The 20,799-nt window shown below is 59.7% G+C and carries 22 protein-coding genes and 2 pseudogenes; 19 read left to right on the top strand and 5 right to left on the bottom strand.

Going from position 1 to position 20,799, the window contains the following annotated elements; all coding sequences use genetic code 11:
- Nucleotides 1-59 precede the first annotated feature (59 nt).
- Nucleotides 60-1,002, bottom strand: a protein-coding gene (locus tag AMK05_RS34155) for an IS630 family transposase (protein WP_171899878.1) whose coding sequence is annotated in 2 segments (ribosomal slippage) — nt 60-662 and nt 664-1,002 — 942 coding nt in all. Because the reading frame shifts where the segments join, the coding sequence is not laid out codon by codon here.
- A 104-nt stretch (nt 1,003-1,106) separates the two neighbouring features.
- Between AMK05_RS34155 and AMK05_RS28355 the strand changes: the two genes are divergently transcribed.
- Entirely contained in the window at nt 1,107-1,325 is a 219-nt protein-coding gene (locus AMK05_RS28355; protein WP_064843204.1) for a hypothetical protein, read from the top strand.
- 4 nt (nt 1,326-1,329) lie between these two features.
- On the opposite strand, the gene AMK05_RS28360 is transcribed toward AMK05_RS28355, so the two are convergent.
- Nucleotides 1,330-1,866 carry a hypothetical protein gene (locus tag AMK05_RS28360; protein WP_064843207.1) on the bottom strand — a complete coding sequence of 179 codons (537 nt, stop codon included), beginning with the start codon at nt 1,864-1,866 and terminating at the stop codon, nt 1,330-1,332.
- A gap of 552 nt (nt 1,867-2,418) precedes the next feature.
- On the opposite strand from AMK05_RS28360, the gene AMK05_RS28365 reads away from it, so the two are divergent.
- From AMK05_RS28365 to AMK05_RS28390, 8 genes and pseudogenes are all read left to right on the top strand, one after another.
- Nucleotides 2,419-2,862 carry a DUF4279 domain-containing protein gene (locus tag AMK05_RS28365; RefSeq protein WP_064843209.1) on the top strand — a complete coding sequence of 148 codons (444 nt, stop codon included), beginning with the start codon at nt 2,419-2,421 and terminating at the stop codon, nt 2,860-2,862.
- 205 nt (nt 2,863-3,067) lie between these two features.
- Nucleotides 3,068-3,412, top strand: coding sequence for a hypothetical protein (locus AMK05_RS28370; RefSeq protein WP_064843212.1), 345 nt, complete (start codon nt 3,068-3,070; stop codon nt 3,410-3,412).
- A gap of 182 nt (nt 3,413-3,594) precedes the next feature.
- Nucleotides 3,595-3,825, top strand: a complete 231-nt coding sequence (locus AMK05_RS34960) for a hypothetical protein (protein WP_143535772.1) — start codon at nt 3,595-3,597, stop codon at nt 3,823-3,825.
- Nucleotides 3,826-4,022: 197 nt separating this feature from the next.
- Nucleotides 4,023-4,241 (top strand): annotated as a pseudogene (locus AMK05_RS34160) (transposase domain-containing protein); the annotation flags it as partial.
- 52 nt (nt 4,242-4,293) lie between these two features.
- Complete coding sequence (locus AMK05_RS28375; RefSeq protein ID WP_064843214.1) at nt 4,294-4,770, top strand: hypothetical protein; 477 nt, start codon at nt 4,294-4,296, stop codon at nt 4,768-4,770.
- Nucleotides 4,771-4,792: 22 nt separating this feature from the next.
- Nucleotides 4,793-5,182, top strand: coding sequence for a hypothetical protein (locus tag AMK05_RS28380; protein ID WP_064843217.1), 390 nt, complete (start codon nt 4,793-4,795; stop codon nt 5,180-5,182).
- A 571-nt stretch (nt 5,183-5,753) separates the two neighbouring features.
- The gene (locus AMK05_RS28385; RefSeq protein WP_064843219.1) at nt 5,754-6,263 is read left to right on the top strand and encodes an ankyrin repeat domain-containing protein; all 510 of its coding nucleotides are present in this window, start codon (nt 5,754-5,756) and stop codon (nt 6,261-6,263) included.
- Between the two features lie 161 nt (nt 6,264-6,424).
- A complete protein-coding gene (locus AMK05_RS28390; protein WP_145924779.1) occupies nt 6,425-6,808 on the top strand; it encodes a hypothetical protein in 384 nt (127 codons plus the stop codon).
- 61 nt (nt 6,809-6,869) lie between these two features.
- Here AMK05_RS28390 and AMK05_RS28395 read toward each other — a convergent pair.
- A pseudogene (locus AMK05_RS28395) lies at nt 6,870-7,453 on the bottom strand (DUF4291 domain-containing protein).
- A gap of 206 nt (nt 7,454-7,659) precedes the next feature.
- Between AMK05_RS28395 and AMK05_RS34970 the strand changes: the two are divergent.
- Entirely contained in the window at nt 7,660-7,908 is a 249-nt protein-coding gene (locus AMK05_RS34970; protein ID WP_143535774.1) for a hypothetical protein, read from the top strand.
- Between the two features lie 254 nt (nt 7,909-8,162).
- On the top strand, nt 8,163-8,552 hold the full coding sequence (locus AMK05_RS28400) for a hypothetical protein (protein ID WP_143535775.1): 390 nt from the start codon (nt 8,163-8,165) through the stop codon (nt 8,550-8,552).
- Nucleotides 8,553-8,886: 334 nt separating this feature from the next.
- On the opposite strand, the gene AMK05_RS28405 is transcribed toward AMK05_RS28400, so the two are convergent.
- Entirely contained in the window at nt 8,887-10,179 is a 1,293-nt protein-coding gene (locus tag AMK05_RS28405; RefSeq protein WP_064843226.1) for a cytochrome-c peroxidase, read from the bottom strand.
- Nucleotides 10,180-10,375: 196 nt separating this feature from the next.
- Between AMK05_RS28405 and AMK05_RS28410 the strand changes: the two genes are divergently transcribed.
- Nucleotides 10,376-11,920, top strand: a complete 1,545-nt coding sequence (locus AMK05_RS28410; protein ID WP_064843229.1) for an acid phosphatase — start codon at nt 10,376-10,378, stop codon at nt 11,918-11,920.
- Nucleotides 11,921-11,974: 54 nt separating this feature from the next.
- On the opposite strand, the gene AMK05_RS28415 is transcribed toward AMK05_RS28410, so the two are convergent.
- Entirely contained in the window at nt 11,975-12,733 is a 759-nt protein-coding gene (locus AMK05_RS28415) for an IclR family transcriptional regulator (protein ID WP_064843231.1), read from the bottom strand.
- Between the two features lie 161 nt (nt 12,734-12,894).
- Here AMK05_RS28415 and AMK05_RS28420 point away from each other — a divergent pair, with 161 nt between their 5' ends.
- The 7 genes from AMK05_RS28420 (at nt 12,895) to glgX (ending at nt 20,796) form a co-directional block, all read left to right on the top strand.
- Nucleotides 12,895-13,602: a 3-oxoacid CoA-transferase subunit A gene (locus tag AMK05_RS28420; protein ID WP_064843234.1), complete on the top strand. Its 708-nt coding sequence runs from the start codon at nt 12,895-12,897 to the stop codon at nt 13,600-13,602.
- Nucleotides 13,599-14,303, top strand: a complete 705-nt coding sequence (locus AMK05_RS28425) for a CoA transferase subunit B (RefSeq protein ID WP_064843236.1) — start codon at nt 13,599-13,601, stop codon at nt 14,301-14,303. Before AMK05_RS28420 ends, AMK05_RS28425 begins: the two co-directional genes overlap by 4 nt.
- Before the next feature lie 9 nt (nt 14,304-14,312).
- On the top strand, nt 14,313-15,518 hold the full coding sequence (gene pcaF, locus AMK05_RS28430) for a 3-oxoadipyl-CoA thiolase (protein ID WP_064843238.1): 1,206 nt from the start codon (nt 14,313-14,315) through the stop codon (nt 15,516-15,518).
- Nucleotides 15,519-15,567: 49 nt separating this feature from the next.
- Nucleotides 15,568-16,050: a GNAT family N-acetyltransferase gene (locus AMK05_RS28435; RefSeq protein WP_064843240.1), complete on the top strand. Its 483-nt coding sequence runs from the start codon at nt 15,568-15,570 to the stop codon at nt 16,048-16,050.
- Nucleotides 16,051-16,167: 117 nt separating this feature from the next.
- Nucleotides 16,168-17,382: an MFS transporter gene (locus tag AMK05_RS28440; RefSeq protein WP_064843242.1), complete on the top strand. Its 1,215-nt coding sequence runs from the start codon at nt 16,168-16,170 to the stop codon at nt 17,380-17,382.
- A 359-nt stretch (nt 17,383-17,741) separates the two neighbouring features.
- Entirely contained in the window at nt 17,742-18,536 is a 795-nt protein-coding gene (locus tag AMK05_RS28445; protein WP_064843244.1) for an SDR family NAD(P)-dependent oxidoreductase, read from the top strand.
- 103 nt (nt 18,537-18,639) lie between these two features.
- Nucleotides 18,640-20,796 (top strand): glycogen debranching protein GlgX, encoded by a 2,157-nt coding sequence (glgX, locus tag AMK05_RS28450; protein WP_064843247.1) that lies wholly within the window; start codon nt 18,640-18,642, stop codon nt 20,794-20,796.
- The last annotated feature ends 3 nt before the right edge of the window (nt 20,797-20,799 follow it).

A 20,799-nucleotide genomic window follows, 5' to 3' on the forward strand; every position in this document is an offset into this window, starting at 1 on the left:
ACAGCTTGCCAGTGATCGCTGATGGCGCGGTCGGTTCGGTCTAGAGTCTGTCAGGTTTATTATGAACCATACCCTGCATGTCTGAGGTAGTTGGAGCACTCCTGGGGACTGAACGCCTTCAAGAGCTCTCCAATGCGTCTCCATGTTGTTTCGACGGCTCGTTCGTCTGCCTTTCTGACGAGTGTCTTGAGCTTTGCGAACATCATCTCGATGGGATTGAGGTCGGGGCTGTAGGGCGGCAGGAAGAAGAGATGTGCACCGACGTCTCGGATCGAGTCGCGGGCCGGCTTTCCCTTGTGGCTCCCCAGATTATCGAGGATGACGATGTCACCGGCTTTGAGTGTCGGGACCAGACATTGCCGAACCCATGCGGTAAAAGCGATGCCATTGATGGGACCATCGAGGACGAAGGGGGCAACGATGCTATCGCGGCGTAAGCCGGCCAGGAAGGTCAGCGTCTTCCAATGACCATGAGGGACTTTTGCAATGAGGGGCTCTCCCCGCTGACACCATCCGCAGGTGCGTGTCATGTTGGTCTTGACCCAGGTCTCGTCGATGAAGACAAGACGGTCCGGATCAAGCCGATGCTGATGGGTCTTCCATCGCATCCGGAACCGGGCCACCTTCGGGCGGTCCTGCTCGCTTGCCACCAGCGTTTTTTTTGAAGGTCTTGCCCTCGCTGCGCAGGAAGCGCCAGACGGTGTCGTGAGACACGTTGATCCCCGCAGCCTTCAGGTCCGCCGACAGTGCACGCACCGTCCAGTCGGACTTGACTTGTAGCCGCTGACGCACGGCATCGGCGGCCGCACCCCTCAGTGTCGGTTTGACATAGCCGCCGATCTTCGCCGGCATCAGGCCTTTACCTGAACGATCGAGCTGTCCGATCCGTACCGCTGTCGCAGCCGATATGCCGAACCGCTCCGCTGCGGCGCGAACCGTCATGCCATCATTCAACGCTGTCGCAATGCGCGTTCGCAAATCCAGAGAAAGAGGTCGCACCATCATTGCTGGCCTCCACACCAGCAACGATCTTGAATCACAAAATTGAAGACAAGGGAATCTCCACACGATTCCGTTTAGCGCTGACAGACTCTAGGAATGTCGGCATGAGCTTGACGGACGTCCCTCCCATCGACCTTGACGCGGCTATCCTTAAGGATGTGATCATCGAGGCAGAAGTCGTAGAAGAGCTGCGCCGGAGCCGCCTGACATCCCATCATTCGCCTGATCCCCTGCAAATCACTCACAGGATTGAATCACGCGTCCCAAGCGCCTGCAATGGAGAGTTTTTCAACAGTATCGGCCCGAAGCGGACAAAGAGCTAAGCTCTTACGAACGACGAAATGACGCTCTTACAGTTTTAAAAACATCGGCGCGGGATTTCAACAAAACTTGCTCAAACCACATGCTTCGACCCGGCCACAACTCAAGCCGCTTAGTTCCCTTCTTCGCCGAGGCGACCGCCGACGAGTAGAATTTCTTGAGTGCGGTTGAAGGAGAAATGTGGGCGTCACCACACACAAAGAAGCTTTGGTAGGAAAGCATGACACGAAACACCGTGTTGCCCGAACCGGACAGCGGGAGCGTCAGCATTTTCAGGTGACCAGAACCGGCAAACTGATCGACTATGAAAATCCGTGAGCCGTCGGAGTATTCATGTGGTTTGAAACTGAAGTCATCGGTCGCAAAGGAAGGGTGTTTGATAAAAAGCTGTTGCAGTTGAAGGTTCAGTTGTTCGAGTAAATCGCGGTCCGGCCTTCGTGAGGTAGGCAGATTGTCATCTTTCGTAATGATGCACTCTGATAATTCTTCCTCAATAAAGCTGCGCATTCGGTCTTGAGAAAGAACAAACTCGGTATCAGCCATGATGCGCTGTCCTGGATGGGCTTCGTACGGGCTTATGGACTAACGCAGCTGTGACATGTCCGCAATTGGCACATTCTTACCATGTCGGTCACAGCGGAAGGTATTCGGAACGGCCTGACGCGCTTGGTCAATGTGCGAGAAAAACAGCGCTTACGAACCATCATGGGTTATCCTACACCATGACGACAAGTGATATTGCTGACCGGATACTTCGACCAAGACTGGGAGATGGATGCGTCCTCGCCTGATGAAGTCATTGTCCAGTTTTTGAGACGCAGGCCTGGCCGGGACGAGATCGATCGAATCATTGCTCGGATCTGTCGCTACTTGGGCGAAAGGACGATGCGGTTATCGAGCGTGGTTTGCTCGAAGAATTAGGTGGCTACTGCTTGCCAACTGCGGACGATATGAGCGCGCGCAACTGGCTTAAACATATAGTCGACCTTCTCAGTGAAGGGTTAGTTGCGGCCAAGGTCACAACGACGCGCGGTTAACGAACTCCTGGAAAAAAAGTGCTATGGAGATAAAGAGACCATTTGGGGGAGGTCAAGCATGGCCGATATTTACAGAACTGTCGCCTCCCTAAGCTTTGTCGGTGATGATCTTGATCCAGACGAAATTTCGCGCGGGCTTGGTGAACCCACAAAAGGAGCAAGAAAGGGAGGCATCTTGCTTACGCCCGGAGGTACGGAGCGCGTCTCGCACACCGGCATTTGGCTTCTCCAGACGGAGGACGCACAGCCGGGGAATCTTGACCACCAGATACTCGCACTATTCTCTCCCCTCAGCGAAAACATTGATATCTGGAAAGATTTTGCTGGCCGCTACCGAGGAAGAATCTTTGTTGGACTTTTTCTATCAACTTCTAACGAGGGTTTGGGTATCTCTCCCCAGGCATTGAGCGCCATCGGCGTCCGTGGACTTGAACTTGACCTAGATGTCTACAGCGGCAACGTCGACGAGGCGGAGGTTGGAGACATTCAAAGCAGCAAATGAGCGTCACGACCGCCTTTGACCACGAATGAGCTTATCGACCTGTCGCAACGCTATAAGCGCTGTCTCGCTCGTACATTGACCAAGAGCGTTGGCTCGTTTCGAGACTATCGCTGTGATAGAGATTGCAAGAATGCGCCAACTGGGGTGATTGCAGGACTGCTTGCCACGGTTTACTGAAAGACTGCCCACCGGACCGGACGTCCTCATGCCCTCCCGCCTCACAAATCGTTTTGAAGAATATAGAAGGCTTCAGCCCGCGAAATTCGAACGCGACGCAGCTCTTTTAGAGCTTGTTCAATCGCTCGGTGTAGGTGGCTCCGTCTTTCATGTCCTAAACGAGATACCCGAACAGGGCGAAGACCTCTTCACTCTGCTATGCGACGACCAACTTGTTATGTCGTTCGAAGTTCCTCGCGGAAAGATGCCGCTTTACGCCGTGGACATTGTTAAAGTTCCCATCGCGGAATATCGCAACAAGATCGGTCAAGGCAAACACCGCAAACGTCTCGATGAGACGTTAAAGAACGCGCGAGTTCTGCTGGGCAGGTAGGAAGCGGTACCTGCCATGGGCCGACAGCAGACCTCAGCCGTGTGTTCGCTGCGCGTAAATCCACGGCAGGAGACGCTCAATCTGGCTTTGCTTGTGGCGCCGCGGCTGCCGTACCTGGTGCTGGCGTAAGAGCTGTACTGGAAGGTACGGGTGGTGGCGGATCATCACAGGATATCTGCACCATGACGACAAGTGATAATGCTGACCTGAGGTCATTCTTCGGCGGGTACTTCCACCAAGACTGGGCTATGGCATTCACACATTTTGGAGCAATCGATCCGCAAGCGATGATCGATGAAGCGGCCTTGCGCACGGCCGGCCGCTGCGCGGATCGGCATATCCTGGCCATTCAGGATACGACGGTGGTCCGCGCCAGCGGCGGTGGCGGCCTTCGATCCATGAACAGTTTCTAAGCCGCGACCAGGGCAAGCGCGGCACCCAGCGCGCGCGTCCGATCGAGGAGAAGGAGAGTTATCGCTGGCTGGGACGAAAGCCATATCTACGAAGCCTTCACCCGAAGGCCCGCCAATGTCGACCTTATCGTGCGTTCCGCCAAAGACCGCAGTTTCGGCAAAGACCAGCACTCGCTATTTGCCATGGCCGATGCCTTGCCGGTTGCGATGCCGGAGCGGAGAATTGGGCGACCATCGCTTCGCTCGTCGAGACCTGTAAGCTCAACGCTATCGATCCCCTTGCTTATCTGACCGTAACGCTCACCGCCATCGCCAGAGGCCATAGGCAGAGCCAGATCGAGGAACTATTACCGTGGAATATGATCCAAGCGTCCGAAGGGATAAAGATAGGTGTCGGGCCCTTACTGCGGGCTTGATGCAAGAGTTGATATCGGACCGTCATGCTGTTATTGCGGGTGATCGTCACAGATGCGGCACGCGGTGCCCGCTTTTCTTATGTCAATCGACTATAGCTTTGTAGATGGGCCGCGAGGCGGGCTCACCTTTGATTTCATTCCTTGCGATCACGACTTTCTCGGTCAATTCAGCTATGATCGCTTAAACCCGGCCGTATTCAACATACGAGAAGAAGCTTTCTTGTTCATTGAGGGATTGGTAGCCCGTTCCTTCCCTGATTGGTCGAACGCCTATCGTCACTGGGGCACCACATGGATAGGGCGAGATACTTGGCTAGATATTCTCGCGCGCCTTGACGAACTCCGTCGTGACGTGAGGGGGAATGTGCCCTGGAGTGCAATAGTCGGCAAGTACGTTCTGTACGCCGGTCTGATGCCGCGCAAACATAAATTCCATCGGAAAGCCCTGCTGACATTCCTTGACCGGTTCGAGGAACGCGTATGGTCAGTGATCCAACACCATCCTTATTTGCTGATCAGCGGCATTTGACGCGTAGCAACGCGATCCCATCATGTCAGACGTCGACCACGCTACCTTTGAGGGCATTGCCGATCTAGTTTTGGAAGTGCCCTATTCGAACAATCACGTTCGGATGATCGTCAACGATACATTGCCATGGACGGCCGATCAGGCTCTCTCGTTCCATGGATGGTCAGACGAAGAGATCATAACTTTTCATATGGATTTCCTAGGGCAAAAGATAGACGCCTGCATAGGTGTTGCGGGAAGCGAGGCGTTCCGGCTCAGGCATCCGGGCACGACCCCGGACAACATTCGGCTCGTGCTCAGGCTCAGGCATTTGCCTACACCCAGCGCGGAGGGATTTCTGATACTGATCGAAAAGCGAGTGAAGAGCGAAGAAATGCAATTCCGCTACGGTTATGGTGGCGACTCCATGTAACGCTTGACACAACCGAGCACTCGGTAGTCGGGATGAAATCCGCAAATACCGCATGGTGGGCCAACCGTACATCCGATGAGACGTTTGAGGACTTTTCCCGGATGGTCGAGACTGGAGCCGGTCGCCGCGAGCCTAGATTCCGCAATCCTCTTAGCAATGATTTTTGGAACGAATCTAGCCTAAGACGTACCGTTCGAGGCCTCGATATCATTCGTCGTCTCCGCGAAGGTAAGCAGATCCCCCAGATCAGGACAGACTTTCCCGGAGAGGACAGCTTTATATTCGATATCCTTGAATTTTCGCAGACGCGGCGCGAGCGCCTTGCCAGATGGCAAAAAAGATGACCTTGTCCTCTTTCCAAAAATTTTGGCGGCGTCCAACACCTTCCGCCTAATGAAAGATCGCAAGGATTTGGGTTCGCTAAATCTGCTCGTTGTCACGATCTGCTCGATCACATTGCCGAGAAAACTCTATTTTGAAGGCGGGGAGATTACCCGATGTCGCACCTGCAACACCGATCCTATCAAGGGCTACCGAACCAAATTCAACTCAGCAACTTCAACATACTCCCATGAACGACCAGTCGAAGATTGAGCGTTTCATTGAACGAATCGTGGCCGGCGCTTCACAAGCTCAGCTGGAAATCGAGTCCCGGGAACTCGACTTGAACGAAGTCGGCCTACATGGTCGAACACCGCTCATGGTCTCGGCAGCTGAAGGTTTGCTTGCAGCGGTTGAGACGCTGGTGCGGAACGGTGCATCGGTACACGCGACCGGTCGTGTTGAAATGACGGCACTGCACGAAGCATCTGCCAATGGCGAAGCAGCCGTTGCAAACTATCTACTATCCCTTGGCGCGGACGTGAACGCCGAGACTGTCGATGGGGTGACCCCGCTGATGTGCGCGGCGGCCTGGGGAAACACCGAAGTTGCAAAGCTATTGTTGGAGAACCATGCGGATCTGACAAAGACCGATCGCACTGGTGCAACGGCCGCCGATATTGCGCGCGAGAAAGGTGAGGACGATACCGCGGACCTGATCAACTCATACTCGTCGCGGAGGCGATTGTTGGGATCATGAGTCGATGTCGACTGGAAGTAAAATAACCCGCGTGCCACGCAGCCTTACCTCGGCCGGCTTGCCATCGGCGATGATCCCAACCCAGCGTCGCGAGATTGATGACTTAAACGCGTGGTTTGGCGATGGGGCGGAGCAGGACTTCTCATCGAGGTGGTGAAACCATGAAATCCGTAGTTATGATGTTCACGGCCGAGCCCGATCTCAGCCGCATTGCTGAAGCCTATGGAGACATAGGATCAACGGATCTGCAATCACCCGGACGCCTTGTCGTGGAAGGTGATTGGGGATGGTTTGCGGTCGGCATAGACCGCGACCTTCAAGGTGAGTTCTCCGACCTTGAACGAGCAAGAATAGCGCGGCTCGTCGCTGAGCCGGTCTATGCGCAGCTTGAATACAGCAACTCGGCGGCAGCGGATTTGGCGATCAAGCTAATGCCGGCGACAGCCGAGACGCTGATCGACAACGATCACGGGATGCTTCGGTCGATCGCGGAGGTGCGGGACCTGATCTGCAGGGGGATAAAGTGGCAAACGAATTCGGTCTAGGAATGCCTGCATGAGCTTGACGGACGTCACTCCCATTGACCTTGACGCGGCTATCCTTGATTTACTTGAGCGAGATGTCTTCGAGACAATAGGGCCGCTCCAGGGGTAGCTTGCTTTGCGCCACGTCCAACTTCCCTTGGAGAACAAGCGCATGAATGTCGCGGGCCTCCGAGGTGATGTCGGTAATGTGTTTGATCCATTGCCCAACATAGAGCGCCACTGCCTGCTCACCCAAGCCAATTTGAACGGCGCGATGCGTTTGTGGCTGAAGCTGCAAGTCCCTCTCGGGATCCCATTGGACGCGCACAGGTGTCGCCTCTTTGAAGCGCAGCCATTCGTCCTTGCTCATCGATTCATCGGGGTCGCTCGGGCAGCTATGCCTCAAGGCCCATTCAAAGCCCTCCCGCGAAATACGATCGCCAGAATGCGGGCCTGTCCGGCGTCCTTCAGGCCCCATCCCGCGCGATACATCATCCATAGGAATGACGGCTTGATCCAGGTCATGCGCTCCATCTTGAAGGGCGGCGAAACGAATGTGCCGTGGCGCAGGGCAGCATCGGCGATTGGGTCGCTATAGGCCTGGTATACGCGAATTGTCTGTTCGTCGTAGACGGCTCGAATTTGACGCTCAGGAATAAGGTTCATTGGTTTCATTCAACATGGTCTGCGGTTCAGGGAAGGTGACCTGCGACCGAATTTTCATCCGTGGCGATCAGCGCCTCGGCCGTGTGATTACGCCAGATGGCGAGGTGTAAGCAACCGGCGGAAATTCGAAGCTTCCATCTTGCACGGAGTTGATGAAGATAACCGCTGGACGCTGCTTCGTTGCGTAATTGGTATGGGTTTTAATAATGGTTGATGCTGAAATAGAATCTGCGCCGCAGCACGTTGAGCGATATCTCCTGGCGAGTGATGGCCTACTCGCAAGCGTTGTTGAGACCAACATGTCAACTTCCTTGAAGAAGAATGATCAGCTGTTGATGTCGCTATTGGTGATGTTGCGTGGTTGGAAAGCGATAGATGCCCATGCAAACAAAACACCAAACGCCTCGCGGGCGCGAGAGCTGACGCCGAGAGGTTTAATAGGCTATATCTCGTGAAGAACGTGCGCACTCTTCGTGCAACCTATCAAATCAAGTTCCGCGCTATGTCCGAGGGGCTTAGACTCGTCCTCAGGGTGCCTAAGGCATGCAAGTTTCATCCTTCGCTTGTAGATTTTAACAAGAAGGCCCAGAACGTGATTCTGCGGCATCTTTGACGGCGACGACGAGCTGGATGGTGTGGAAGTTGGCTCATATGCCGACTTCGGCACATTTCGGACTGCGGTTTACGATACCTCTAAGGTGATACGCCAATGAACGCGAGAATTCGGGCAAAAAGAATATTAACAGATCTGAGGCGTTATGAAGCGATGCCATCGCCGATCTGGCACCAAAGAGAAGAATTTGGCTTCCTGATTGGGATATACTCTAATCCAGGCCCAAGTAACGCTAAGATATATATATTGGATAAGGGCATATTTTGGGGCGACGGTGGAGAGGACAAGTCATTCCTCTACTCCGAGGTAAAGTTGGTGTCCGTTCTAGAGGGAATAGAGAGCGTTGAAATAATCATCTTGACTGACAGGGGCAAGGAGTTGCGGATTCCTGTCTCCGGCAGAGACGGAAAATACTCCGACTGTATGGTCATGCTTCAATTCATGTATAGGGTTGCAGCGGATGCGAAAAAATATCCCTACGAGTGAGCTTGACCTGCCGATTTACGAAAATGCTGCATTTCTCCCGCCGATCGATCACCGAAGTCCGATCCTTGAAAGGATAAATATCGAGACGTCTCGCCTGGCTCTTTCGGTGGAATTGACCTGCCACTGAATTTTCACCGACTGCGATTAGAGTCTCGGCGGTTTTGTGAACCGCTCCCAAACGTTGGACCACCGGATGCTAGAGTTTTCCGGCTTTTGAACCGCCACTTGGTGTTGTGGGACCAACAGGCGGAACGCGTCGCCTTCATCTTGCGTAGGTTGGAGCCAATTGCGGCGATGGTCCGTGCATAATATCGGAATTATGTCTGGGGATGCTTCAACGCCCACCTATCTCGGGTATCATATCTGCATCCGTCAGCGTCCCCAGAAAGGCGACGATGTCGTCGATCTCCGGATCGGTCAGGACAGGCGCATCGCCGGGCTTCCGGCCGAAGGGCGGGTCCTGGTTGAGGTTGTCCCAATAGGCTTGCTGCAGGTCGTCATATTTGTGCACCGAGCCGTCGGCATTTTTCGGATACCAGCGGCCGGGATCGCTGTCGCGGGTGGCGTAGAAGGAGACCACGTCGCGTAGCGAGTGGAAATAGCCATTGTGGAAGAAGCTCTTCTTCAGCGCCACATTGCGCAGCGTCGGCGTGCGGAACAGGCCGCAATAGTCGCTGTGGCCGGCAAGATCGGTACGCTGCGGGCCGCAGAGGCCGAGATCGTGATAGCTGGGGTCTGTATTGGCCGGGATCGTCATGTTGCGGGGCGCGGCGAGGCCGAGGAAGCCGAAGTCGGAAAATGGCGGCGGCTCGCCGTCATTGGCGGGTTCGCTTAAGTGACAGCTCGAACAGTTGCCTTTTGCGGGATCCTCGAACAGCTGGCGGCCGTGCAATTCCTGCGCGGTCAGCGTCGCCTTGCCGGCGAGAAAGGCGTCGTAGCGGCTGGAATAGGGATAAAAATCCGGGCCGCTCTGCTCGAAGGTGGCGAGCGCCTCGGCGGCGGCGTCGAAAGTGTCTTCGGGGTTGTCGAACACCGTTTCGCCGAAGGCGGCCCTGATGGCGTCGGCATAGGGCGCCTTGCGCAGCTTGGCCGCGACCTCGGCTGCATCATTGTTGCCCATCTCGAAGGGCGAGAGCAGCGGGATCTTCGCCTGGTCGGCGCCGTGATCGACCCGGCCGTCCCAGGTCAGGCCGCCGGTCGGGCCATTGTCGACGCTTTCGTCGCCCTCGTCCTCGGAATCGTAATAATGCTCGCTGAAGGAGGGCACCGCCTGCAGATAACGCAGCGTCGGCACGGCGCGCAGGCCCGGCTTGTTCAAATCCTTGCCGCCCATCTCGACCGGTGCGGCCGAGGCGGGGCCGAAGGCGTGCGCGGGGTCATGGCAGGATGTGCAGGCCTGCAGTCCCGAGGCCGATAGCGAGGGGTCTGAGAAGATTTTGCGGCCGAGCGCGGTCAGCGTCTCGGCTCGGGCGAAGGCCTCGGCGCGCGACATCGGGCCGGGATGGACGCCGCCGGCCGCGACCGCCGCGCTGCTTTGCCGCAGCGGCAGAATGACCAGACAGAGGGCCGCCGCACCGATTCCGGCCGCCAGACCGGAGCGCGCCAGCCAGATGATTTTCGTCGTCATGATAAGGATTCCAATGGCTTGGGACTGCTATCCATCATGATCGAACCTCGCTGCAACAATTTGATGACGGCCTTCTCCTGCGACCCCACGGCAAGCCCGGCGTCACAAAGTTGATAGATGGCGGGACTAGCGTCAGCGCGCCCCCGAGTGTTTCCCGCTCCCTCTAGCCAACGCCCCCAGCCATGAGGTTATCCCCGTGACAAGACTGAAACTCCTCAACGCCCTCTGTCTCGCCGGATCGGCGATTGTGCCGCTCGCGATAGTGACGGCAGCCGATGCCGCGCCCGCCGGTTACGACAAGATCGACAATATCGTCGTCATCTACGCCGAAAACCGCAGCTTCGATAATCTTTATGGCGGCTTTCCCGGCGCGGATGGTCTTTCCAATGTCAGCGCCGATCAGGCGCGCCAGCTCGACCGCGATGGCCAGCCGCTCGCCGAGCTGCCGCCGGTCTGGGGCGGGCTGACCGCCAAGGGCGTCACGCCTGCGATCACCGAGGCGCAGTCGGCCCATCTTGCCAATGCCAGCTTCGCGATCGACGATCCGAAGGGATTTGCACAGGCGCCCTCGGTGATCACCCGCGATCTCTGGCACCGCTTCTACCAGGAGCAGATGCAGATCGACGGCGGCAAGAATGACAAGTTCGTCGCCTGGGCCGATTCCGGCAGCCTGGTCATGGGCCATTATGACGGCTCCATCCTGCCGATGTGGCAGGTGGCTAAGAAATACGTGCTTGCCGACAATTTCTTCCAGGGCGCCTTCGGCGGCTCGTTCCTCAATCACTTCGCGCTGGTCTGCGCCTGTGCGCCCTATTATCCGGATGCCGACAAGAGTCCGGCCAAGCCAGTGATCGCCAAGGTCGATGCCGACGGCACGTCATTGACGGTTGCCGACAACGCCCCGAAGTCGGCACTCGACGGCGCCCCGAAATTTGTCTCCGACGGCACGCTGACGCCCGATTTTTACGCCGTCAACACCATGCAGCCGCCCTACCAGCCGAGCGCCAATCCGCCGCCTAAGGATGGCGATCCGGCCATGGCCGACCCTGCCGCGGCGACGACGCTGCCGCCGCAGCATGCGGTGACCATCGGCGACCTGCTGTCGCTGAAAGGCGTCAGCTGGGCATGGTATGGCGGCGCCTGGCAGGCAGCGCTTGACGGCAAGAACGCCACGCCGGTGCCGAACTTCCAGTTCCACCACCAGCCGTTCAACTATTTCGCCAATTTCGCGCCCGGCACCCCGGCGCGCGCCGAACATCTCAGGGATGGCGGCCTTGCCGGCGAAGCCTTCCTTGGAGATATCGACGCAGGCAAGCTGCCGGCGGTGTCCTTCTACAAGCCGCAGGGCAACCTCAACGAACATGGCGGTTATGCCGATGTTTCGAGCGGCGACCAGCATCTTGCCGATATCGTCTCCCATCTCGAGAAGAGCCCGCAATGGGGCCATATGCTGGTCATCGTCACCTATGACGAGAATGGCGGCTTCTGGGATCACGTCGCGCCGCCGAAGGCCGATCGCTGGGGCCCGGGCAACCGCATTCCGGCCTTCATCATCTCGCCCTTCGCCAAGGGCGGCAGCGTCGATCACACCCAGTACGACACGACGTCGATCCTTCGCCTGATCACCGCGCGCTACGATCTGCCGGCGCTGCCGGGCATCGTCGCCCGCGACAAGGCGCTTGCTGATAACGGTCGTCCGCCGATGGGCGATCTCACGGCCGCGCTCGACCTGACGCATTGATCATCGCGAGCGGCTCCGGCGCTGGCCGGGGCCGCCCCTTTCTCATGCTTGCCGTCAGCGGCGCAGCAGCGGCCGCAAGGTGGCCTGCGTCTCCTTCAGCAATGGCAGATAGCGCGCCTTCATCTCCGCGGCCGGGACGAGGGCGGCCGGCGCGCCGATATTGATCGCCGCAACCGTTTCGCCGCGGTCGTTTTCGATAGGCACGGCGATCGAGCAGAGGCCGATCTCCAGCTCCTGGTCGATGATGGCATGACCCTCGGCGCGCACGCGGCGGAATTCGGCGATCAGCTCGTCCGGATCTGTCTTGGTGCTCGGCGTATTTTGCTTCAGCTCGCTGCGGGCCAGGATGGCGCGCGCTTCGCTTTCGGGGAGCGCCGCAAGCAGCACGCGGCCCATCGAGGCGCAATAGGCGGGCAGGCGGCTGCCGGGGGTGAGATTGATCGACATGACGCGTCGCTGCGCGGCCCGGGCGATATAGACGATTTCGGTGCCGTCGAGCACCGAAGCCGAGGCGCTCTGGCCGGCCTGTTCCGAGAGATGATCGAGATGCGGTTGCAACAGCGCCGGCAGCGGCGTCGCCGAGAGATAGGCATGGCCGAGCCTGAGAATCTTCGGCGTCAGCGAGAAGAACTTGCCGTCATAATCGGCATAGCCAAGCTCGGCGAGCGTCAGCAGCGAACGGCGCACCGTGGCGCGGTCGAGCTCCGTCAGCTTCGAAGCTTCGGCGATCGACAGCCGCTGCCGCGTCTCGCCGAAGGCTTCGATCACTTTCAGGCCGCGGGCAAAGCCGCTGACAAAATCCGTTTCGCGCATGGGTTCCAATCTCCAATCGATCCTGGCATTCTGTGCGATATACGAACAAATGTCAAATATCGCACAAATAACCTTGCAGAATGCCCCTGCTGCGCTTTATCTCTGAGCAAGAGGATGGGACGGGCAGGTGTCTGGCCGATCGAGCCAAGGAGATATCCGGCATGGACAAGACAGTCGGGAGCACGGCCGAGGCCGTCTCAGAGATCGGCGACGGCGCGACCGTGATGATCGGTGGTTTCGGCGGCTCCGGCGCGCCGATCGAGCTCATTCATGCCCTGATCGACAAGGGCAGCAAGAACCTCACCGTGATCAACAACAATGCCGGCAACGGCCGCATCGGCATTGCCGCGATGATCGATGCCGGCATGGTCAGGAAGATGATCTGCTCGTTTCCGCGCTCGTCGGATCCGCGTGCCTTCACGGACAAATACCTGGCCGGCGAAATCGAGCTCGAACTTGTGCCGCAGGGGACGCTGGCCGAGCGCATCCGCGCCGGCGGCGCCGGCATTCCGGCTTTCTACACGCCGACAGGTTATGGCACCGAACTCGCCGAGGGCAAGGTCGTCGCTGAATTCGACGGCCGCCACTATGTGCAGGAGCGCTGGCTGAAGGCCGATTTCGCCATCGTGAAGGCGGAGATCGGCGATAACCATGGCAACCTCACCTACAACAAGGCGGGCCGCAACTTCAATCCGCTGATGTGCATGGCCGCCGCCAAGACGATCGCCCAGGTCTCATCGATCGTACCGGCCGGGGGCATCGATCCCGAGCATGTGGTGACCCCCGGCATCTTCGTCGATCGCGTCGTCGCCGTTCCCCATCCGCAGCAGGAAGAAGAACTCATTCGCGCCGGAGTGGCCTACGTATGACCGTCGATAACCATCCCATCAATACAAGGGAAGACATCAAGCTTTCCAATGCGCAGATTGCCTGGCGCGCCGCGCAGGACATCGCCGACGGCGCCTATGTGAACCTCGGCATCGGCTTTCCCGAAATGGTCGCCCGCTATCAGCCGCCCGGCCGTGAAGCGATCTTCCACACGGAAAACGGCATCCTGAATTTCGGCGAGCCTCCCGCCGAAGGCGAGGAGGACTGGGATCTGATCAATGCCGGCAAGAAGGCGGTGACGCTGAAGCCGGGGGCGGCCTTCTTCCATCACGCCGACAGCTTTGCCATGGTGCGCGGCGGCCATCTCGATGTCGCGATCCTCGGCGCCTACCAGGTGGCCCAGAGCGGTGATCTCGCCAACTGGCGGGTCGGCAGCAAGGGCGTGCCGGCGGTCGGCGGCGCCATGGATCTCGTGCACGGCGCCAAGCAGGTTTGCGTCATCACCGAGCATGTCACCAAGACGGGCGAGCCGAAGCTGGTGGAGAAATGCACCTTCCCGCTGACCGGCGTCGCCTGCATCACCCGCGTCTATACTAGCCATGCAGTCATCGACATCGTCGACGGGCGCTTCGTGCTGCGGGAGAAGTTGGCCGCGATGTCGCTCGAAGAATTGCAGGCGATGACAGGGGCGCCGTTGCACGTCGACGGGCCGGTTGCCGATCTCGTCGTCCCAAAGCTCTGAGGAAAAGCCATGACCGAAGCCTTTATCTGCGACTACATCAGGACGCCGATCGGCCGCTTCGCCGGCTCGCTCGCCCAGGTGCGCGCCGACGATCTCGGCGCCGTTCCGCTGAAGGCGCTGATGGAGCGCAACGGCGGCGTCGACTGGGAAGCCGTCGACGACGTGATCTTCGGCTGCGCCAACCAGGCAGGCGAGGACAACCGCAATGTGGCGCGCATGTCGGCGCTGCTCGCCGGTCTGCCGATCGCCGTCCCGGGCACGACGATCAACCGGCTCTGCGGCTCCGGCATGGATGCGGTGATCACGGCCGCACGCGCCATCCGCGCCGGCGAGGCCGAGCTGATGATCGCGGGTGGTGTCGAAAGCATGTCGCGCGCGCCCTTCGTCATGCCGAAGGCAGAGACCGCCTTTTCGCGGGCCGCCGAAATCCACGACACGACGATCGGCTGGCGTTTCGTCAACCCGCTGATGAAGAAGCAATATGGCGTCGATTCCATGCCGGAGACCGGCGAGAACGTCGCCGAGGACTATCATGTCAGCCGTGAGGACCAGGATGCCTTTGCGGTGCGCAGCCAGGCGAAGGCCGCCGCCGCTCAGGCAAGCGGAAGGCTGGCGAAGGAGATCGTCCCGGTCACCATCCCGCAGCGCAAGGGCGATGCCATCATCGTCGACAAGGACGAACATCCGCGTGCGGCGACGATCGAGACGCTGGCGAAGCTTGCGACCCCTTTCAAGAAGGAAGGCGGCACGGTGACCGCCGGCAATGCCTCCGGCGTCAATGACGGGGCGGCGGCGCTGATCGTCGCTTCGGAAGCGGCGGCGCGAAAATATGGTCTGACGCCGCTCGCCCGCATCCTCGGTGGCGCCTCCGCCGCCGTTCCGCCGCGGGTGATGGGTGTCGGCCCGATCCCGGCTTCGCGCAAGCTGATGGCCCGGCTCGGCATGACCCCGGAACAGTTCGACGTTATCGAACTCAATGAGGCCTTCGCCAGCCAGGGGCTGGCGGTGCTGCGCGCGCTCGGCATCGCCGACGATGATGCCCGGGTCAACCGCAACGGCGGCGCGATCGCGCTTGGCCATCCGCTTGGCATGTCGGGCGCCCGCATCACCGGCACGGCGGCGCTCGAACTTGTGGAGACCGGTGGAAAATATTCGCTGTCCACCATGTGCATCGGCGTCGGCCAGGGCATTGCGGTCGCGCTCGAAAGGGTTTGAGCGCGCTCGCGCCGTTGCGCCCGCTGCCCGGCTTCTGTAGAAATCGAGCATGCTGATCCGATCCGCAGAAAACGACGACCGAGACGCCATCTGGAGGATCATCGGCCCGACGATCCGCGCCGGCGAGACCTATGCGCTCGACCGCGATCTCTCCGAGACCGATGCGCTCGCCTATTGGATGGGGCCGGACCGCGAGACCTTCGTCGCCGAAGAAGATGGCGTCATCCTCGGCACCTATTATATCAAGGCCAACCAGGCCGGTGGCGGCCGGCATGTCTGCAATTGCGGTTACATGACCGCTGCTGCCGCGGCCGGCCGCGGCGTCGCCCGCCGGATGCATGAGCATTCCCTGGATCATGCCCGCGAAAGCGGCTTTCGCGCCATGCAGTTCAATTTCGTCGTCAGCAGCAACCGCCGCGCCGTAGGGCTCTGGCAATCCCTAGGCTTCGACATCGTCGGCCGTCTCCCCGGCGTCTTCCTTCATCCGACAGAGGGTTATGTCGACGCGCTGGTGATGTTTCGCACTCTGTAGCACTATCCGGCGAAAAAAGATGTGAGCCGCTGTCGAAATCGCGAGGGCCCGAACGTCTTTAGATCGCGAGGCGCCGATGCGTCGCGATCACTCTGTCGGCATGGAGGTTATGAAGCCATGGGTGTTTCCTATCGTTGGGTCATTGTCGCCTTGGGCGCATTGATGTCGTGCGTGGCCATCGGCACGATGTTCTCGCTGGCGATTTTCCAGGAGCCGATCGCCAGCGCGACTGGCTGGTCGCATGTCGGGATCGCCAGCGCGATGACGCTGAATTTCATCGTCATGGGTTTCGGCGGTTTCCTCTGGGGTGCGGCCAGCGACCGTTTCGGCCCGCGCATCGTCGTGCTGATCGGCTCCGTACTGCTTGGCCTGGCACTGGTTCTGGCGAGCCGGGCCGAAACGTTGTTACAGTTCCAGCTGACCTACGGCATCCTCGTCGGCCTTGCTGCGAGCACCTTCTTCGCGCCGATGATTGCGGCGACGACCGCCTGGTTCGACGAAAACCGCGGTCTTGCGGTGTCGCTCGTTTCCGCCGGCATGGGTGTCGCGCCGATGACAATCTCGCCTTTCGCGCGCTGGCTGATCTCGGCTTATGAATGGCGCCCCGCCATGCTGATCATCGGCGTTGCCGCCTGGGTGCTGCTGGTGCCTGCCGCGCTGCTGGTCCGGCGCCCGCCGGCCGAAACCGTCGATACCGGCACCGAGTTTGCCGCGGAAGGCGCCCGGCCACAGCTGTCGAAAGTCTTCCGCTCGCCGCAATTCATCGTGCTCGGCCTGACCTTCTTTGCCTGCTGCGCGGCCCATTCGGGCCCGATCTTCCATATGGTCAACTATGCGACGATCTGCGGCGTCGCGCCGATGGCGGCCGTCAGCATCTACAGCGTCGAGGGTCTGGCCGGCCTCGGCGGCCGGCTGCTCTATGGCACCCTTGCCGACCGGATCGGCGTGAAGCCGGTGCTGGTCGCCGGCCTGCTGGTGCAGGCGGGCGCGCTCGCGACCTATCTGCTCGTCAGCGAGTTGACGGAGTTCTATGCGCTCGCCATCGTCTTCGGCAGCGCCTATGGCGGGGTGATGCCGCTTTATGCCGTGCTGGCGCGGGAATATTTCGGCCAGCGCATCATCGGCACCGTGCTCGGCGCGGCAACAATGCTCTCCAGCCTCGGCATGGCCTTCGGCCCGCTCATCGGCGGCTGGATCTTCGATACCTTCGCCAATTATTCCTGGCTGTTCATCGGCTCGGCGATGGTTGGGCTCGGGGCTGCGGCAATCGCGCTGGCATTTCCGCCGCTCGCGCGCCAGAAGCCGCAGCCGGTCTTTGGGGTGTCTTCGTGATGAGATCTTATTCTGATCGACAGGTCGGCGAGACCAAGACCCCTTCCCAACCCCTCCCCACAAGGGGGAGGGGCTAACGGGCCGCATCGCCTCGAAACCCTCCATCGTGCCTATGTGTTGAGCGGTAACAGCCGGCAAGAGCTGTCTCTTGGTCACCGCCGGAAACCACAACTTAGTCCCTCCCCCTTGTGGGGAGGGGTTGGGGAGGGGTCTTGGGTCGGCCCGAATTGGCGAGCCACGGCATCCCCTCCATACAATTCTCGCCTTTTCGTGCATTGCCCTTCGCCGATTTCGGCTGATAGACTTCCCCAATCTGTTTCATCACCTATGTCCTTGTCTTTCGGGAGGCTGTCTTAGCCATGGCGGAACTTGCTCAATTGCTCGCATCGATCAAACTGCCGGATCTCGCCGGCAAGGCGGTGCTGATCACCGGCGCCTCGACCGGGATCGGGGCGGCGCTCGCCCGCGCCTTTGCGGCGCAAGGGGCGAAAGTCGGCGTGCATTACAATGCCAGTCGCGAGCCGGCGGAAGCGCTCGCTGAAGAAATCAGGGCGGCCGGCGGCACCGTGCATCTGATCCAGGGCGATGTGTCGCGGGAAGGGGAGACCGAGCGTGTCGTCGAGGAGACGGCAAAGACCTTCGGCCATCTCGACGGGCTCATCAACAATGCCGGCGGCATGCTGGGTCGCAAGCCGACCGCAGAATATACCGACGCGCATTATGCCGCGGTCATGGATCTCAACGCCCGCTCGGTGCTGGCGGCGACGCGCGCGGCCCATCCCTGGCTGAAGAAGCAGGGCGGATTCATCATCAACACCACTTCGATTGCCGCCCGCAACGGCGGCGGCAACGGGGCGATCCTCTATGCGGCATCGAAAGGCTTCGTCTCGACGATCACCCGTGGTCACGCCAAGGAATTTGTCGCCGACAGGATCCGGGTCAACGCCGTAGCCCCTGGCGTCATCGCCACACCCTTCCACGAGCGTTATACCAATGACGAGCAGATGGAACTGCAGCGCAAATCGATCCCGATGGGTTTTGTCGGCACATCGGAGGATTGTGTAGGCGCCTATCTCTTCCTCGCATCGCCGACGCTCTCCGGTTACATCACCGGCCAGATCATCGAGGTCAATGGCGGCCAGCTAATGCCGTAAACGCCCCTTCCGGCGCGCGATATCGTTGCTTTTCCCGGTTGATCAGGGAACTTTAGAACCGCCGTGACGTTTCCCGCTTGGTCTTTTCATCGAGCGGGGCATCATGAGCTTTTCATTTTCGGAACTCGACTTCCTCAAGCCTGAACTGGGGGCGGAGTATACGGGTTCCGGCACCCATTTCGCCGTTTTCTCGGCGCATGCGGAACAGATCGAGCTCTGCCTGTTTTCCCCGGACGGAAAGGATGAGATTGCCCGGATGCCGTTGCCCAAGCGCGAGGGCGATATCTGGTCGGGCTATGTCGCCGGCGTCGGGCCGGGCACCGTTTACGGCTACCGCGCCCATGGCCCTTACGATCCCGGCGCCGGCCATCGTTTCAATGCCAACAAGCTTCTGCTCGACCCCTATGCCAAACAGGTGACGGGCGCCCTCAAATGGGACGACGCGCTGTTCGGCTATCAGATCGGCGAAGACGACCTTACCTTCGACGAGCGCGATAGCGCGCCGTTCATGGTCAAGGGCGTCGTCCAGGATCCGGATTTCGACTGGGCGGGTGAAGAGGCGATCCGCCGCCCCTGGCCCGACACCGTCATCTACGAGGCGCATGTGCGCGGCCTGACGATGACGCATCCGAAAGTGCCGGACCGGCTGCGCGGCACCTTTCTCGGCATGTGCAGCGATCCGATCATCGACCACCTCGTCAAGCTCGGCGTCTCGGCAATCGAGCTCCTGCCGATTCAGTACTTCCTCGACGACCGTTACCTCCTGGAAAAGGATCTCCGCAATTACTGGGGCTACCAGACGCTCGGCTTTTTCGCGCCGCAATCGCGCTACCTCTCCGGAGACAAGATCACCGAGATCAAGACCATGGTGAAGCGGTTCCATGCCGCCGGCATCGAGGTGTTCATGGATGTGGTCTACAATCATACGGCCGAAGGCAGCGAGAAGGGACCGACGCTGTCCTTCCGCGGGCTCGACAATGCCAGCTATTACATCCTCTCCCCCGATGATCCCCGCCACACCTTCGATACCACAGGCACCGGCAATACGTTGAACGTCGCCAACCCGATGGTGATGCGCATGGTGCTCGACAGCCTGCGCTACTGGGTCGGGGTGATGCATATCGATGGTTTCCGCTTCGACCTTGCCAGCACGCTCGGCCGGCAGGATCTGGAATTCGATCGACAGGGTCTGTTTTTCGGCGCCATCCGGCAGGATCCGATCCTGGCCGGTGTCAAGCTGATTGCCGAACCCTGGGATATCGGTGAGGGCGGATATCAGGTCGGCGGTTTCCCGCATCCCTTCCGCGAGTGGAACGACAAGTTCCGCGACGACGTGCGCCGGTTCTGGAAGGGCGATGGCGGTATGGTGTCGGAGCTTGCGGCGCGCATCACCGGCTCGGCGCTGCAATTCAACCATTCCGACCGGGGGGCGACCTCCTCGATCAATCTTCTGTCGGCCCATGACGGCTTCACCCTGATGGATACCGTCTCCTTCGACGGCAAGCACAACGAGGCGAATGGCGAGGACAACCGGGACGGCCATTCCGACAATCATTCCGACAATATGGGCGCAGAGGGCGCGACCGATAATGCCGACATAAACGCGGCGCGGGCGCGGCGGCGGCGCAATATGATTGCGACGCTGATGCTGTCGCAGGGCGTGCCGATGATCTTGGCCGGTGACGAGATCGGCAACAGCCAGGGCGGCAACAACAACGCCTATTGCCAGGACAACGAGATCGGCTGGACGGGCTGGGATGGGCTCGACGATCCCTTCCTCGATTTCTTCAGGCAGGCCGTCGCCTTCCGCAAGGCCCATCCGGTGCTCAGGCAGGAGCGGTTCCTGACCGGCGAGGAGAGCGAGGACGGGCGCATCGAGATCGCCTGGTACAAGCCGGATGGCAGCTTCATGGACGACGGCGCCTGGAATGACGATGGATTGCAGGTGCTCGGCGTCTATCTCTCAAGGAGCGTGCATGCCCCTGAAACCGAGGCGATGGACGACCTCTTCCTCGTCTTCAATGCCGGCGGCGATTGTCAGATCTACCTGCCCGAGGTGAATGGGCTGCATCAGTGGTCGCGGGTTCTCGACACCGGGACGGAGACGGAGGCCTTCGCCGTGCACGATCAGGACAATCCGGTCATCGTTTATGCCCAGAGCGTCGCGGTCTTTGCGCCGACAGGCCAGACCCAGCCACCGGAGGGGGCGACCAAGGCCCAGCGCCGCCGCTGGTTCCGGTTCGGGCGTCGGAGCAAGTAGCAG

The sequence above is a fragment of the Rhizobium sp. N324 genome (assembly GCF_001664485.1).
Taxonomy (GTDB): domain Bacteria; phylum Pseudomonadota; class Alphaproteobacteria; order Rhizobiales; family Rhizobiaceae; genus Rhizobium.